Origin of the sequence: Aeromicrobium sp. Leaf272 (genome assembly GCF_001422865.1) — a bacterium.
GTDB lineage: Bacteria > Actinomycetota > Actinomycetes > Propionibacteriales > Nocardioidaceae > Aeromicrobium.
The window spans coordinates 83,493-98,869 of sequence record NZ_LMMY01000016.1 but is presented as its reverse complement, the minus strand read 5'-3'; the positions used below and the strand labels follow the sequence as shown (position 1 = coordinate 98,869).

13 protein-coding genes are annotated in these 15,377 nt (G+C 68.4%); 2 read left to right on the top strand and 11 right to left on the bottom strand.

Features of this window, described 5'->3' with window-relative positions:
- Positions 1-3: 3 nt before the first annotated feature.
- The 10 genes from rpoZ to pyrR form a co-directional block, all read right to left on the bottom strand.
- Positions 4-309, bottom strand: a complete 306-nt coding sequence (gene rpoZ, locus ASF38_RS16715) for a DNA-directed RNA polymerase subunit omega (RefSeq protein WP_056554994.1) — start codon at positions 307-309, stop codon at positions 4-6.
- Complete coding sequence (gene gmk / locus ASF38_RS16710) at positions 306-944, bottom strand: guanylate kinase (protein WP_082480845.1); 639 nt, start codon at positions 942-944, stop codon at positions 306-308. Before gmk ends, rpoZ begins: the two co-directional genes overlap by 4 nt.
- Positions 934-1,257, bottom strand: coding sequence for an integration host factor, actinobacterial type (gene mihF / locus ASF38_RS16705; protein WP_055970407.1), 324 nt, complete (start codon positions 1,255-1,257; stop codon positions 934-936). The genes gmk and mihF overlap by 11 nt, the downstream gene beginning before the upstream one ends.
- Positions 1,258-1,318: 61 nt before the next feature.
- On the bottom strand, positions 1,319-1,762 hold the full coding sequence (locus ASF38_RS16700; protein ID WP_056577562.1) for a hypothetical protein: 444 nt from the start codon (positions 1,760-1,762) through the stop codon (positions 1,319-1,321).
- Positions 1,763-1,826: 64 nt separating this feature from the next.
- A complete protein-coding gene (pyrF, locus tag ASF38_RS16695; RefSeq protein ID WP_082480856.1) occupies positions 1,827-2,642 on the bottom strand; it encodes an orotidine-5'-phosphate decarboxylase in 816 nt (271 codons plus the stop codon).
- Entirely contained in the window at positions 2,639-5,986 is a 3,348-nt protein-coding gene (gene carB, locus ASF38_RS16690) for a carbamoyl-phosphate synthase large subunit (RefSeq protein ID WP_055970411.1), read from the bottom strand. Before carB ends, pyrF begins: the two co-directional genes overlap by 4 nt.
- Complete coding sequence (gene carA, locus ASF38_RS16685) at positions 5,986-7,197, bottom strand: glutamine-hydrolyzing carbamoyl-phosphate synthase small subunit (protein ID WP_200914578.1); 1,212 nt, start codon at positions 7,195-7,197, stop codon at positions 5,986-5,988. The genes carB and carA overlap by 1 nt, the downstream gene beginning before the upstream one ends.
- Positions 7,194-8,495 carry a dihydroorotase gene (locus tag ASF38_RS16680; protein WP_055970414.1) on the bottom strand — a complete coding sequence of 434 codons (1,302 nt, stop codon included), beginning with the start codon at positions 8,493-8,495 and terminating at the stop codon, positions 7,194-7,196. The genes carA and ASF38_RS16680 overlap by 4 nt, the downstream gene beginning before the upstream one ends.
- Entirely contained in the window at positions 8,492-9,457 is a 966-nt protein-coding gene (locus tag ASF38_RS16675; protein WP_055970416.1) for an aspartate carbamoyltransferase catalytic subunit, read from the bottom strand. The genes ASF38_RS16680 and ASF38_RS16675 overlap by 4 nt, the downstream gene beginning before the upstream one ends.
- Positions 9,454-10,047: a bifunctional pyr operon transcriptional regulator/uracil phosphoribosyltransferase PyrR gene (pyrR, locus tag ASF38_RS16670; RefSeq protein ID WP_055970418.1), complete on the bottom strand. Its 594-nt coding sequence runs from the start codon at positions 10,045-10,047 to the stop codon at positions 9,454-9,456. The genes ASF38_RS16675 and pyrR overlap by 4 nt, the downstream gene beginning before the upstream one ends.
- A gap of 265 nt (positions 10,048-10,312) precedes the next feature.
- On the opposite strand from pyrR, the gene ASF38_RS16665 reads away from it, so the two are divergent.
- Both ASF38_RS16665 and ASF38_RS16660 read left to right on the top strand, forming a co-directional pair.
- Positions 10,313-11,422 carry a DUF222 domain-containing protein gene (locus ASF38_RS16665; protein ID WP_056577557.1) on the top strand — a complete coding sequence of 370 codons (1,110 nt, stop codon included), beginning with the start codon at positions 10,313-10,315 and terminating at the stop codon, positions 11,420-11,422.
- Positions 11,423-11,431: 9 nt separating this feature from the next.
- On the top strand, positions 11,432-12,610 hold the full coding sequence (locus ASF38_RS16660) for a hypothetical protein (protein WP_156366977.1): 1,179 nt from the start codon (positions 11,432-11,434) through the stop codon (positions 12,608-12,610).
- 1,248 nt (positions 12,611-13,858) lie between these two features.
- Here ASF38_RS16660 and ASF38_RS16650 read toward each other — a convergent pair.
- On the bottom strand, positions 13,859-15,256 hold the full coding sequence (locus ASF38_RS16650) for a recombinase family protein (RefSeq protein WP_082480843.1): 1,398 nt from the start codon (positions 15,254-15,256) through the stop codon (positions 13,859-13,861).
- Positions 15,257-15,377: the final 121 nt, after the last annotated feature.

The window sequence follows — 15,377 nt, the reverse complement described above, 5'->3', positions numbered from 1 at the left end:
CGCTCAGGCCTTCTCGGGCTTGACCGTCCCGGTGCTGTTGGCCTCGGAGCCGTCGATGTCCTCGGCGGTCAGGAGACCGGCGTTGATCTCGCGCAGGGCGATGGACAGCGGCTTCTCCTGGACCTCGGTCTCGAGGAGGGGGCCGACGTACTCGAGCAGGCCCTCGCCGAGCTGGGAGTAGTAGGCGTTGATCTGCCGCGCACGCTTGGCGCTGTAGAGCACCAGCTTGTACTTGGAGTCGGCCTTGTCGAGCAGGTCGTCGATGGGCGGGTTCGTGATGCCCTCGGCCACGGAACGCGTGCTGGTCACTGTGCCTCGCTGTGATGGATGGCGGAAGAAGTCTGGTCCGGACTCGCGGCGTCGTTCTGGCGCGGGCCCTCGAACAAGCCTATCAACTCCCGGCACGCGGCCGGGACGTCGGTGTTGACGATCGTGACGTCGAACTCGCTCTCGGCCGCCAGCTCCTCGTGCGCGGTGCGCAGTCGACGTTCGCGTTCCTCGGGTCCTTCGGTGCCCCGTCCCAGCAGCCGACGCTCCAGCTCCTCGAACGACGGGGGCGCCAGGAAGCACATCAGCGCCTCCGGCATGGCCTCACGGACCTGGCGCGCACCCTGGAGGTCCAGCTCGAGCAGGGCCGGCTTCCCGGCGCTCAGTCGCTGCTCCACGGGCTCGCGGGGCGTGCCGTACCGATGGCGACCGTGCACCACGGCCCACTCCAGCAGGCCGTCGGTCTCGACGAGGCGGTCGAACTCGGCCTCGCTCACGAAGTGGTAGTGCATCCCGTCCTGCTCGCCCGGCCGCGGTGGGCGGGTCGTGGCGGAGACGGAGATCCAGATGTCGGGCCGCTCGCGACGGACGCAGGCCGCCACGGTGCCCTTGCCGACCGCCGTCGGCCCGGCCAGCACCACGAGCCTGGAACGGGCAGGGGAACCGTCAGCGCTCACGGCTGCCGAACTCGCGCAGGAGTGCCTGCACCTGGTTGACGCCGAGGCCTCGGAGCCGACGGCTGTCGGCGATGCCGATGCGGTCCATGATCTCGCGGGCGCGGACCTTGCCGACGCCGGGCATCGACTGCAGCAGGTCGCTGACCCTCAGCTTGGCGATCACGTCGTCCACCCGCGACTCGGCGATCACGTCGGCGAGACTGGCACCGGAGTGCTTGAGCCGGTTCTTGACCTCGGCGCGCACCTGGCGGGCCTGTGCCGCCTTCGCGAGCGCGGCCTGCCGCTGCTCGGGTGTCAGCTGTGGGAGGGCCACGATGGTCTACCTCTCTCCTGCCGGACGCCTGCGCGCCACGACGTCGATGGATGCGGGGCGATCACTTCAGGGTGATCTCGCACTCGGTCTTGGCGTTCTTGACCACCGCGGTGCGCTGGTCGGCCGTGGCGTTGAACGCCTCGTAGGCGTCGTTCAGGGTCTTGAGCTGCGCGTCGTCGAGCTCGGCCACGACCTTCTCGTCGCGCATGTCCTCGAGCGGCAGGCCGACCTCCTTCTGCGCGGCGAGCACGCCGTCGGTCACCTTGGCCAGGGTCGTCCAGTCGTCCTTGACGCCCGCGGGCGCGTCCTTGGCGATGCTCTTGAAGGTCTTGGAGTAGGAGGTGTACGCCGCGTCGGTCCGCGTCTTGCCGAACGAGTTGAGGGTGTCGGCGTTCTTCTCCACGGCCCCGCAGTAGGGGCTCTGCCCACCACAGCCCGCCAGCAGGACACCGGCCAGGGTCGCCGCCACGGCGGTCGCGGCGTGCTTCACGCGAGGGCGCGTCATGCAGGTCTCCTCGGATCGATGCGGGTGCTCTGACCAGCGCAGACGCGCGGTGGTCAGGGTGAGCCTACAACTGCAGGGACTCGTTCACGGCGACGGCCGCAGCGCGCAGCGCGTCGACGTCGGGACCGGCCGACAGCACCTGCCGCGAGGTGGACGGCAGCACCAGGTGCGCGACGTCGCCGAAGATCCGGCGCAGGTCGTCGACGGTGCCGCCCTGGCTGCCGAAGCCGGGCGCGAGGAGCGGCCCGTTGACGTCGAGGTCCTCGTCGGTCTCGCCGATCGTCGCGCCGACGACGGCGCCGTAGGACCCCATCGGGGTGGCACCCTCGTTGGCGGCACGCAGGGCGGCCAGCACGTCACCGGCGACGGTCCGACCGGAGGCCGAGGCGGCGTGCTGGACCTCGGGACCCTCGGGGTTGGAGGTCAGCGCCAGCACGAAGACGCCGGCGTCGTTCTTCTCGGCCACGTCGAGGAAGGGCCTGAGCGAGCCGAAGCCGAGGTACGGGCTCACGGTCACGGCGTCGGCGGCCATGGGGCTGTCCTCGTCGAGGTACGCGTCGGCGTAGGCCTCGGCGGTGGAGCCGATGTCGCCACGCTTGACGTCGAGGATCGTGAGGGTGCCGGTGTGCCGCAGGTCCTGCAGGGTGCGCTCGAGGATCGCCACGCCCCGTGCGCCGAACCGCTCGAAGAACGCCGACTGCGGCTTGACGAAGCCCACCTGGCCCGCGAACGCCTCCACGCAGGCGGCCGCGAACCGGTCGAGGCCCTCGAGGGTGTCCCCCACGCCCCACGCCTCGAGCAGCGCCCCGTGCGGATCGATGCCGATGCAGGCGGGACCGTAGGCGTCCATCGCGGCGCGGGCGCGGGAACCGAAGCTCACGAGGCGCCCCCCGACGTCGCGGGCGCGGCCGGCTCGAACCGTTCGGCCCACTCCTGGAGCGACCGGACGCCCACCCGCTGCTCGCGCAGCGCCTCGATGCCCTGCACCGCGGCGGCGAGGCCCTGCACCGTCGTGATGCACGGGATGCCCTCGGCCACGGCGGCCGTGCGGATCTCGTACCCGTCGACACGTGCGTTCGCCCCACCGGAGATGCCGTGCGGGGTGTTGATGATGAGGTCGACGTCCTGGTCGCGGATCTTGTCGACGATCGTCGACGGCTCCTGGCCCGGGAGCGGCTCCTCCTGCAGCTTGCGGATGACCGTGGCCTTCACGCCGTTGCGGGCGAGCACCACGGCCGTCCCGCTCGTGGCCAGGATCTCGAAGCCGAGGTCGGCCAGTCGCTTGATCGGGAAGATCATGTGCCGCTTGTCGCGGTTGGCCACCGACACGAACACCTTGCCCGACGTCGGCAGGCCGTTCTGCGCACCCGCCTGGCTCTTGGCGTAGGCGGTGCCGAACGTCGTGTCGAAGCCCATGACCTCACCGGTGGAGCGCATCTCCGGGCCGAGCAGGGTGTCGACGTACGTGCCCTCGTAGGTCCGGAACCGGTTGAAGGGCATGACGGCCTCCTTGACCGCGATGGGCGCGTCGTCCGGCAGCCGTCCGCCGTCGCGGTCGGTCGGGAGCAGGCCCTCGGCGCGCAGGTCGGCGATGCTCTCCCCCAGCATGATCCGCGCCGCGGCCTTCGCGAGCGGCGTCGCCGTGGCCTTGGACACGAACGGCACCGTGCGGCTCGCCCGCGGGTTGGCCTCGATGACGTAGAGGATGTCCGACGACAGCGCGAACTGGATGTTCACCAGGCCGCGCACGCCGACGCCGCGGGCGATGGCCTCGGTGGCCTCGCGGATGCGGTCGATCTCCAGGTTGCCGAGCGTGATCGGCGGAAGGGCGCACGCCGAGTCACCGGAGTGCACGCCGGCCTCCTCGATGTGCTCCATGACGCCGCCGAGGAACAGCTCGGTGCCGTCGTACAGCGCGTCGACGTCGATCTCGATGGCGTCGTCGAGGAAGCGGTCGACGAGCACGGGGCGCTCGGGGGTGATCTCCGTGGCCCGGGTGATGTAGTCGCCGAGGGTCTGCTCGTCGTACACGATCTCCATGCCTCGACCGCCGAGCACGTACGACGGACGCACCAGCACGGGGTAGCCGATCTCGTCGGCGATCTGCTTCGCGTGGTCGAACGTGGTGGCCATGCCGCTCTTGGGAGCCACGAGCCCGGCGGCGTCGAGCACCTGGCCGAACGCACCCCGCTCCTCGGCGAGGTCGATGGCCGACGGCTGCGTGCCGACGATGGTGACACCCGCCTCCTCCAGCCCGGCGGCGAGGCCCAGGGGCGTCTGTCCACCCAGCTGGACGATGACGCCGGCGACCGGGCCGGCCTGCTCCTCGGCGTGCACGACCTCCAGCACGTCCTCGAGCGTGAGCGGCTCGAAGTAGAGCCGGTCGGCCGTGTCGTAGTCCGTCGACACGGTCTCGGGGTTGCAGTTGACCATGATCGTCTCGTAGCCGACCGCGCTCAGGGCCTGCACCGCGTGCACGCAGGAGTAGTCGAACTCGATGCCCTGGCCGATGCGGTTCGGGCCGCTGCCGAGCACCAGGACGGCCGGCTTCTCGCGCGGCTCGACCTCGGTCTCCTCGTCGTAGGAGGAGTAGTGGTACGGCGTCCTCGCCGCGAACTCCGCGGCGCACGTGTCGACCGTCTTGTAGACCGGCCGCACGCCCAGGGCGTGGCGCACCCCGCGCACGACGTCGGCGGACATGCCGCGGATGCGACCGATCTGCCGGTCCGAGAAGCCGTGCCGCTTGGCGCGACGCAGCAGCACGGGCGACAGCTCGGCGGCGGCGATGAGGTCGGTCGCGACCTCGTTGATGAGGGCCAGCTGGTCCACGAACCACGGGTCGATGCTCGTGGCCTCGAACACCTCGTCGGGCGTGGCGCCCGCGCGGATGGCGTCCATGACCTTCTTGAGCCGACCGTCGTGCGGGCGACCGATCTCCTCGAGCAGCGCGTCCTTGTCGAGCTCGACCCACTCCTTGGTCCAGTCGAACTCCGCGTCGGGGCGCTCGAGCGACCGCAGGGCCTTCTGGAGCGCCTCGGTGAAGCTGCGACCGATCGCCATCGCCTCGCCGACGGACTTCATGTGCGTGGTGAGGGTGGAGTCGGCGGCCGGGAACTTCTCGAACGCGAAGCGCGGGACCTTGACGACCACGTAGTCGAGCGTCGGCTCGAAGGACGCGGGCGTGACGCGGGTGATGTCGTTGGGGATCTCGTCGAGCGTGTAGCCGATGGCCACCTTGGCCGCGATCTTGGCGATCGGGAAGCCGGTGGCCTTCGACGCCAGCGCCGACGACCGCGAGACGCGCGGGTTCATCTCGATGACGACGATGCGTCCGGTGGCCGGGTCGACGGCGAACTGGATGTTGCAGCCGCCGGTGTCGACGCCGACCTCGCGGATGACGCCGAGGGAGATGTCGCGCAGGCGCTGGTACTCCACGTCGGTGAGCGTGAGCGCGGGAGCGACGGTGATCGAGTCGCCCGTGTGCACGCCGACCGGGTCGAAGTTCTCGATGGAGCACACGATCACCACGTTGTCGGCGGTGTCGCGCATGACCTCGAGCTCGTACTCCTTCCAGCCGAGGATCGACTCCTCCAGGAGCACCTCGGTGGTGGGGCTGAGCGCGAGGCCGGAGCCGGCGATGCGGTGCAGGTCCTCCTCGTCGTACGCCAGGCCCGAGCCCGACCCGCCCATGGTGAAGGACGGCCGGACGACGACGGGGTAGCCGCCGAGGTCGTCGACTCCGGCGAGGCACTCGTCCATGGTGTGGCAGATGACCGAGCGGGCCACCTCGGCACCCCACTCCTTCGGCAGGTCCTCGACGATCTTCTTGAAGGACTCACGGTTCTCGCCCTTCTCGATCGCCTCGACCGAGGCGCCGATCAGCTCCACGTCGTACTTGCGCAGGACGCCGGCCTTGTCGAGGGCGATGGCGGCGTTGAGCGCCGTCTGCCCGCCCAGGGTCGCGAGCAGGGCGTCGGGACGCTCCTTGGCGATGACCTTCTCCACGAACTCCGGCGTGATCGGCTCGACGTAGGTGGCGTCGGCGAACTCCGGGTCCGTCATGATCGTGGCCGGGTTGGAGTTGACCAGGATGACCCGGATCCCCTCCTCGCGGAGCACGCGGCAGGCCTGCGTGCCGGAGTAGTCGAACTCGCAGGCCTGACCGATGACGATCGGGCCGGAGCCGATCACGAGGATCGACGAGATGTCGGTGCGCTTGGGCATCAGGCGCCGTCCTTCCCAGAAGTGGTGGAGTCGCTGCCGGTGTGCCCGGGTGCGTGGTCGGCCATGAGCTGGACGAACCGGTCGAAGAGGTACGCCGCGTCGTGCGGCCCGGCGGCCGCCTCGGGGTGGTACTGGACGCTGAAGGCCGGGCCGTCGACGAGCGCGACGCCCTCGACCACCTGGTCGTTCAGGCCGACGTGGGTCACGTGCGCGTCGCCGTAGGGCGTCTCGAAGGTGCCCTCGAGCGGGGCGTCGACCGCGAAGCCGTGGTTCTGGCTCGTGATCTCGACCTTGCCGGTGGTGCGGTCCTGCACGGGCTGGTTGATGCCGCGGTGGCCGTACTTGAGCTTGTACGTGCCGCGACCGAGGGCGCGGCCGAGCATCTGGTTGCCCAGGCAGATCCCGAAGTAGGGGATGCGGCGCTCGAGCACCTCGCGCAGGACCCCCACGACGTGGTCGGCCGTGGCAGGGTCGCCCGGACCGTTGGACATGAACACCCCGTCGGGTCCCACGGCCAGCACGTCGTCGATGGTGGAGGAGGCCGGCAGCACGTGCACCTCGATGCCGCGCTCGGCCATGCGTCGGGGCGTCATGCCCTTGATGCCGAGGTCGATCGCGGCCACGGTGAAGCGCTTCTCCCCCACGGCCTCCACCACGTACGGCTCGGGCGTGGTGACGTCGTCGAGGAAGCTCGAGCCCTCCATCGACGGGGCCGCCTGGACGAGGGCGAGGAGCGCGTCGACCGAGCCGCCCGTGTGCTGGGGCTCGGTGCTGATCGCGGCGCGCATGGAACCGCGCTCGCGCAGGTGGCGGGTGAGGGCGCGGGTGTCGACACCGCTGATGCCCACGACGCCCTGCTCGCCGAGCAGGTCGTCGAGCGAGCGGTTGGACCGCCAGCTGCTGCGGACGCGGGAGGGGTCGCGCACCACGTAGCCGTCGACCCACACGCGACGGGACTCGAAGTCCTCGTCGTTGACGCCCGTGTTGCCGATGTGCGGGGCGGTCATGACGACGACCTGGCCGCGGTACGAGGGATCGGTCAACGTCTCCTGGTAGCCGGTCATGCCGGTGGCGAACACGATCTCGGCGATCGTGGTGCCCTCCGCGCCGAACGACTCGCCACGGAAGGTGCGACCGTCCTCGAGGACGAGCACGGCAGCAACGGGCGCACGGCGCGCCCCGCTCGGTCGGGTGGTGGACATCTGGGTCATGCGTGCACTCCTTCGGTCAGCTCGCCGGACAGGACGGTGGGGACGCCGCGCAGGAACGTGGCGACCACGCGGCCGGGCAGCTCGCGCCCGGCGTAGGGGGTGTTGCGTGACAGCGACGCGGTGTCCCCGGGCACCACGGTGCGGGTGGCTGCGGGGTCGTAGAGCACGACGTTGGCCGGCTCGCCCACGGCGAGCGGGCGGCCGTGCTCGCGCACGCGGCCGATGCGGGCCGGACGCGCCGAGAGCACCTCGGCGACCTGCTCCCAGGAGAGGGCGCCGGTATCGACCATCGACTCCTGCACGATGGACAGCGCGGTCTCCAGGCCGATCATCCCGAAGGCGGCGGCAGACCACTCGCACTCCTTGTCCTCCATGGGATGGGGTGCGTGGTCGGTGGCGACGATGTCGATCGTGCCGTCGGCGAGACCCTCGCGCACGGCTGCCACGTCGTCGGCGGTGCGCAGCGGCGGGTTGACCTTGAAGATCGGGTCGTAGCTGCGCACGAGGTCGTCGGTGAGCAGCAGGTGGTGCGGCGTGACCTCGGCGGTCACGTCGATGCCGCGGCTCTTGGCCCAGCGGACGATCTCGACCGACCCGCGGGTGGACAGGTGGCAGACGTGCAGCCGCGAGCCGACGTGCTCGGCCAGCAGCACGTCGCGGGCGATGATCGCCTCCTCCGCCACGGCGGGCCAGCCGACGAGGCCGAGCTCGCCTGACAGCGCGCCCTCGTTCATCTGGGCGCCCTCGGTGAGCCGCGGCTCCTGCGCGTGCTGGGCGACCACGCCGTCGAAGGCCTTGACGTACTCCAGCGCGCGGCGCATCAGGACGGCGTCGGACACGCAGATGCCGTCGTCGGAGAACACCCGGACGCCGGCGGCGGAGTCGGCCATGGCGCCCAGCTCCGCGAGTCGCTCGCCCTTGAGGCCCACGGTCACGGCGCCGACGGGCTGGACGTCGCAGAAGCCGCCCTCGCGGCCGAGCCGCCAGACCTGCTCGACCACGCCGGCCGTGTCGGCGACGGGCGAGGTGTTGGCCATGGCGTGCACGCAGGTGAAGCCGCCGCGTGCTGCCGACTGCGTGCCGGTGAGCACCGTCTCGGCGTCCTCACGGCCGGGCTCGCGCAGGTGGGTGTGCAGGTCGACGAGACCGGGCAGGGCCACGAGGCCCTCGGCGTCGACCACGACGGCCCCGTCATCGTCGAGGTCGGGACCGATCTCGACGATGACGCCGTCGCGCAGCAGCAGGTCGACGGGGTCGCCGCCCAGCGGACGGGCGTCTCGCAGGAGGTAGGAGGTCATGCCGTTCCTTCGTTCTGGTTCTGGGAGCCGCCGAGCAGCAGGTACAGGACGGCCATGCGGACGGCGACGCCGTTCGTGACCTGCTCGACGATGACGGAGCGGCCGGAGTCGGCGACGTCGGCGCTGATCTCCATGCCGCGGTTCATGGGGCCGGGGTGCATGACGATCCCGTGGTCGGGCAGTCGGTTCATGCGGGCGACGTCGAGACCGTAGCGACGGCTGTACTCGCGGGCGCTCGGGAAGTAGGCGTCGTTCATCCGCTCCCCCTGGACCCGCAGCATCATGAGCGCGTCGGTGCCCTCGAGGGTCTCGTCGAGGTCGTAGGAGGTCTCGACCGGCCAGGTGTCGACGCCGACGGGCAGCAGCGTGGGCGGCGCGACGAGCGTGACGTGCGCGCCGAGCGTGTGCAGCAGCAGGGCGTTGGACCGCGCCACCCGGCTGTGCAGCACGTCGCCGACGATGGTGACGCGCTTGCCGGACAGGTCGGCGCCGGTGCCGTTCGCCGCATCGTCGGTCAGGTGGCGGCGCATGGTGAACGCGTCGAGCAGAGCCTGGGTGGGGTGCTCGTGCGTGCCGTCGCCGGCGTTGACCACCGCGCCCTTCGTCCATGCCTCGTGCGCGAGCCGGTGCGGGGCACCCGACGCGCCGTGCCGGACGACCACGGCGTCGGCGCCCATCGCCTGGAGCGTGAGCGCGGTGTCCTTCAGGCCTTCGCCCTTGGAGGCGCTGGACCCCTTGGCGGAGAAGTTGATGACGTCGGCGGAGAGCCGCTTGGCCGCCGCCTCGAAGCTGATGCGGGTGCGGGTCGAGTCCTCGAAGAAGAGGTTGACCACGGTGCGCCCGCGCAGCGTGGGCAGCTTCTTGATCGGGCGCTGCGCCACTCCGAGGAGCTCCTCGGCGGTGTCGAGGACGTGGACCGCCTCGTCACGGTCGAGGTCGCCGGCGCTGAGCAGGTGCTTCATGCCGCGCCTCCCTCGATGGAGACGGCGTCGGGCCGGTCGTCGGCCTCCGCAAGGCGCACGCGCACCTTCTCGGTGAGCGACGTCGGCAGGTTCTTGCCCACGAAGTCGGCGCGGATCGGCAGCTCACGGTGACCACGGTCGACGAGGACGGCGAGCTGCACCGCCTTGGGGCGGCCGAGGTCCGCGAGCGCGTCGAGCGCGGCGCGGATGGTGCGACCGCTCATCAGCACGTCGTCGACGAGGACCACGGTGCGGCCGTCGACGTCGTCGGGGATGTCGGTGTGCTCCAGCGACCGGACGGGGCCGCTGTGCAGGTCGTCGCGATACATCGTGATGTCGAGCGCGCCTGCGTTGATGGAGCGCCCCTCCACCTCGCTCATGCGAGCGGCGATGCGCTTCGCGAGCGGCACGCCACGGGTGGGGATGCCGAGGATCACGAGACCGTCGGCATCGCGGTTGCGCTCGAGGATCTCGTGCGTGATCCGGGTGAGAGCCCGGGAGATGTCGGTCTCGTCGAGGACGGTGCGCCCCACGTCGGAGGGGGTGGCTGCACGAGCGTCAGGACCGGATGTGCCGTCGGGCACGACCATGTCTGACCTCCTTCTCCGCCTCACGGGACGGTGGTTAAAGGATGTCGGGTGGAACGTGTCCGAGCCTAGCAGCGAGCACTCCCCCCTCGAGCGTGGCCCGTCGCCACCCGGACACCGAACGCGTAGACGCGGCTAGAAGCACGCTTCTCCTCCTGCCCACGCGGCTTCGTCGGTCTCGACACACACATGAGGAGTGCTGCAACCTCAGTAGTTTCCGGGACTTTCGACCCTGGAGTATCGCTCATGTGTTCGGTAGTCTGGACTCATGATTACGCAGCACGTCGCCGAGCAGCTGACCACTGCTGCGCGTGCGTTGCGTGAGTACCCGACGACCACCGATGCGCTGCGGCTGCTGCAGGTCGTGCAGAACGCGATCGATGCGGCGAAGGTCGACCTGGTCGCCGAGATGGCCGAGCACGGCGACCACGAGGCCGAGGGCTGCTCGAGTGTGAAGAACTGGCTGCGCGATCAGCTGCACCTCGACGCCAAGGACGCCTCCCAGCTCAGCAGGTCGGCCCGGACGCTGGACGACATGCCCGAGCTCGCCGACCTCGCCACCGCCGGGGCCATCTCGCTGGACCACGTCGACGCGTTCACCTACGCGAGTCGTCACATCGACCCTGCGGTCGTGGAGGTCTCGATGGACTGGATGCTGGACCTCGCGGCGAAGGCCGAGCCCAAGAAGATGCGCCAGGCGGTCAAGAAGCTCCGCGACGCTGCCCACCCCGACGACCTCGACGAGGCCTGGATCAAGGGCATGGCCAAGCACGACATCAAGCTCTCCGCCGTCGGCGAGGGATTTCATGTCACCGGGTTCCTGTCGTTCGACACCGGCACCAAGCTCAAGACCGTCCTGCAGTCGCTCTCCGCACCCACCTGCGCCGAGGACGACCGCCCCGTCAACGAACGCCGCGTCACCGCCCTCGACCAGATGCTCAGCAGCATCCTCGAATCCGGACTTCCCCAGGACAAGGGCGTCCGACCCCACGTCTCACTGACGCTCGACCTCGCCGACCTCGCCCAGGACGCTGACACCACGACCGCCGACCTCGCCGGCTTCGGGACCATCGGACCGGCCCAGCTCCAGCAGATGCTCTGCGACAGCGCCCTCACCCCGATCCTGACCGCCGGCAAGCACTCCGTCCTCGACGTCGGCCGCACCGCACGCCTCGCCACCCCCGCCCAACGCAAGGCCGTCGTCACCCGCCAAGGCGGACGCTGCGGCGGACTCGGCTGCAACGGACCGATCGTGCACGTCCATCACGTCGAGTACTGGTCCCACGGCGGCACCACTGACCTCGCCAACCTCACAAGTTCTGAATCGTGCATGCCGAATCTGGACCTCTGTCTCATTACACTTGATCCAACCGCATAGGAGAGATCAATGGATGACAGCGAACTTGGCACAGGCAAATCCTGCTTTATCGTCGGACCAATTGGCGACCGGCTCGAACCGGCGGGCACTCCGGGTCGAATGAGGTATGAGAATGCCACCCAGATGTGGGAGAACGTATTCCAGCCGGCCTGCGCAAAGTTTGGAATGACGCCGATCCGTGCTGACAAGATCTCAGAAACAGGAGAGATCCCCGAGCAGATCTTTACGTTCCTTCGTGATGCTGATGTAGTCATCGCCGATCTCACTGGCGGCAACGCGAACGTTATGTACGAACTGGGACTTCGACACACGCGAGACAAGATCACAATTCAGATCGGCGAGCACGAGAACCTGCCATTCGATGTCAACACCATTCGCACCGTCAAGTTCAAGCGGACGGAGGCTGGTCTTATCGACGCGAGGGACTCGCTCATCGAAGCTCTCCGGACTGCTCTTTCTGGCGAGGGCAAACTCGTCACGGCGACGAGGGTCTGGAATGAAATGGAGGCTCTCGAACCGTCAGTGGTTGAGCACGCCACAGCACTATCCAACACCCCCGACGATCCATCGGACCCTGATGACGACGATGGTCCGGGAACAGTTGACCTACTCGCGGCCGGAGAAGTCGCCGCAGAAAGAATGGTGGAGCTGCTTGAGGACTTTACTGGACTGATGAATGGGCTTGGCGAGGTCGCCAACCTCCTGGGAAGCGAAGTGGAAAATACGACGTCGTTTGCCGGCCGTCTGACCCTTATTCGGAAGTACGCAGATTCACTAAAGGAACCTGCCAGCCAGTTCGACCTGACCTCGGCGGAGTACGTCGAGCGAGTCAACGAGGTCGACGTGATGGTCAGGCTCATCATCAGCATGGCCCTGGAGGACGAGGACCAGACGATTGAGGAGGATTCCTGGAGCTACTTTCGAACGCTTTGGGGACTGCGCCCCGTGGTCGAGGAAGCCAGTGTGGGAATTACTGGCGCACTCCAGGCGGCGAAGGACCTCCGGCATTTGTCCAATCAACTGCGTCCGGCCTCCAAGTCTCTGGTGCACTCGTTCAACACCATGCTCAGCGGGAATCAAACCGTCGCAAGCTGGGCGGAGATTATCGAGGAAATCCCCGGATCCGAGGACCACCTCTACCTGCCAGACGAGGAAGAGGAGGAGTCCTCCGCTGGAGATGGGGACTAGAAGTGAGGAAGCCGGCGCGCTTCACTTGAACTAGCAACATAACTCGGGGGCCGTGCTGAGACTCCGAGGGCAAGTGGTCGAGCGCTCGCGCTCGACCACGCGGCAGCCCACTTCATAGAGGAATTTCCCGTTCGAATGACAGGCATGTCGTTCGGATGCTCTACTGGTTGCGAACGGTGCTGGCGATTTCACACACATCACTGGTCCTGGGCATCCTCCGCCGGCATGGATGCTCACAGACGTCATCTCATACATAGCTCCTTAGAGAGGGCCGTTCGGTTTCTTCCGACGCCCTTTCGCATGTACGAGGTTGACCGATGGTCTCTCACGACCTTTCCCACTCCGTCCTAATCCGCCCCGATGCCGGCTGGCGGTTCACACTTGTGCCCGCTGCCGGTGAAGGTGGCGGCTCGTTCGTCTCATCGACCCGCAGAACTCCCGCGTATGTAGCCCGGGGCTCAGCAGCCGACCCCGCTCGAGCCGCTGCTGAGGCAGGTCGACGGGCACGCTCAAACCTGCGGCGGTACTGCGCCGCGAACGGTCTCAACCGACTTGGCACGCTCACGTATCGCGGGAGCGGGAACCACGACCCCCTCGTCCTGCGCGACCACCTGGCGCTCTTCTTCCGCGACCTCCGCGGACGCCTTGGCGGGGAGGCGTTCCCGTACGTCTGGGTGCCGGAATGGCACAAGACCGACCACGGCCTTCATGCTCACTTCGCTGTGGGCCGATTCATCAACCGTTCGCAGCTCGTTGCGGCGTGGCCTCACGGATTCGTCCACATCAAGCTCATAGGCGACCTACCCGTCGGGTCGGGCAGGTTGTCAGAGGCGCGCGTGGCCGCGAACTACCTGTCGAAGTACGTAGCGAAGTCATTCGACGATGACCGGGATCGAGTCTCCGGGCTGCACAGGTACGACTTGGCTCAGGGCTTCCAGCCGGTGGCGATCTCAATCGGCGGTCGGTCTGCGGCCGACGTACTTGCGCAAGCCTCGCGGCATCTCGATGCGAGTCCTGCGCAGGTGTGGAACTCCGATGAGGCCGAGTCCTGGGACGGCCCTCCCGCGGTCTGGGCTCAGTGGGGGTCGTGAATCGTGGCGATCGACCCTGATGACCTTGCTGCCTGGGTGGCTGCATCGTGCGCTGAACAGGGTGTTCCGGTCCATGTCGAGGATGCGTCGGTGCTGGCCCGGGTGCGGGTGCTGATAGGTGGCGGCAAGCCGAGCGCGGAGCGCCGGCGGCCGGCGCCTACAGCGCCCACACCGGGACGATCCGGTCGTAGTCGAAATGGCCCCGACGCTGTGCCGGCTTGATGACCGCGTAGTCGAGTACCGCACCAACGATCTTGTGCTGGCGCTCAAGGTTCAGGGCGTCCCACCCCTCGCGGAGTGCCGCGCCTTGTCCGACGATCTGGGCAAGGGTGGAACCGTGAGAGAGGCGCGCCAGTTGGGTGTCCGTGGAGGTGAGCGCTGCTTCGAGGGGATCGCGGGCGGCCTTCCACTCGAGCCGAGACACCTCGCCGGCGGCGAACATCTCACTGAGTTCGGTCATGCGCGCTTGGAGCCGGTCGCGCTCGATGGAGAGCTCCCCGTATCGCTCATCCTGTGCGCGCTGCCCTGAAAGCACCGCCTCCATGTCCGGCGTATCGAGGCGGAACAGGACCGCAGCGGTGAGCCACTCTTCAACCCGCGGCGCGTCGATCATGATGCCGCCGCAACCCTGATGATCTGGGCCGGACAGACACACGTAGCGCCGTCGAGTCTCTCGTGCCGATGAGAACAGCTTGCCCTCGCACTTGCCGCACCGCAGCATCCCTGACAGCAGATACCGTCGAGGGGCGCGCCGGCCCGACGATGCGCGGCGCTTGAACTCGCTACGGATCTGCTCGAACTGCTCGGGACTGATGATCCCCGGCCACGCAGCCGGACCGAGGATGTCCCCGTTGTGCTCCCGCAGGCCGGCGATACGGGCCCGCAGCAGGAGGTTCCGAATCGTGGTGGATCGCCACGGACTGCCTGATGAAGTCGGCACGCCCCTAGCATCCAAGTCTGCAGCCAGCGATCGCGCGGATTCTCCAGCCAAGAATCGCTCGACCATCTCCACGATCACGGCGGCCTCAGCTGGCCGCACGGTCATTCGGTCCTTCTCGAAACCGAACGGGCGCAAACCTCCACCGCCCGGCAGGCCCATCTCCGCGTTCTGGCGAAGCTTGCGCTTCACCCGCTCGGACTTGCGAGCAGACTCCTTCGCAGCGAACGCGGCCATGAGTCGGGCAGCGAACAGGCCGTCGTCATTGCTCATGTCCAGCTCAGCAGTCACGGTGATGACCGCCCGCAGCCCGGCTCCGTTGCACGTCTGGTGGAACTGCTCCAACTCGATCGGCTGGCGAGTTAGTCGATCAAGGTTGTAGACAATCACCGCGTCGCGCAGGCCGTCCCGGATGTCAGCAAGCATCTGCTCGTATCCCGGTCGAGCCTTGCCCGAGTACGCCGATACGTCGTTGTCGACGTACTCCTCGGCCACCGTGATCCCGCGCTGCTGTGCCTGCGCCCGGCAGTCTTCGAGCTGCCGTTGAACCCCCAGCGCGCGACCCGAAGGATCTGATGAAATGCGGGCGTAGATCGCAGCCCGACGCGGCGTCTCCATGCAGGGCAGACTAACGACTCGTCGCCAACCTCATCGGACTCTGTCCCAGATGCCACGCACTCGTCCACCAGGGCTACTTCAGCATCGACCCCGGCACCCACGAGATCGGCCGCACCCTGCG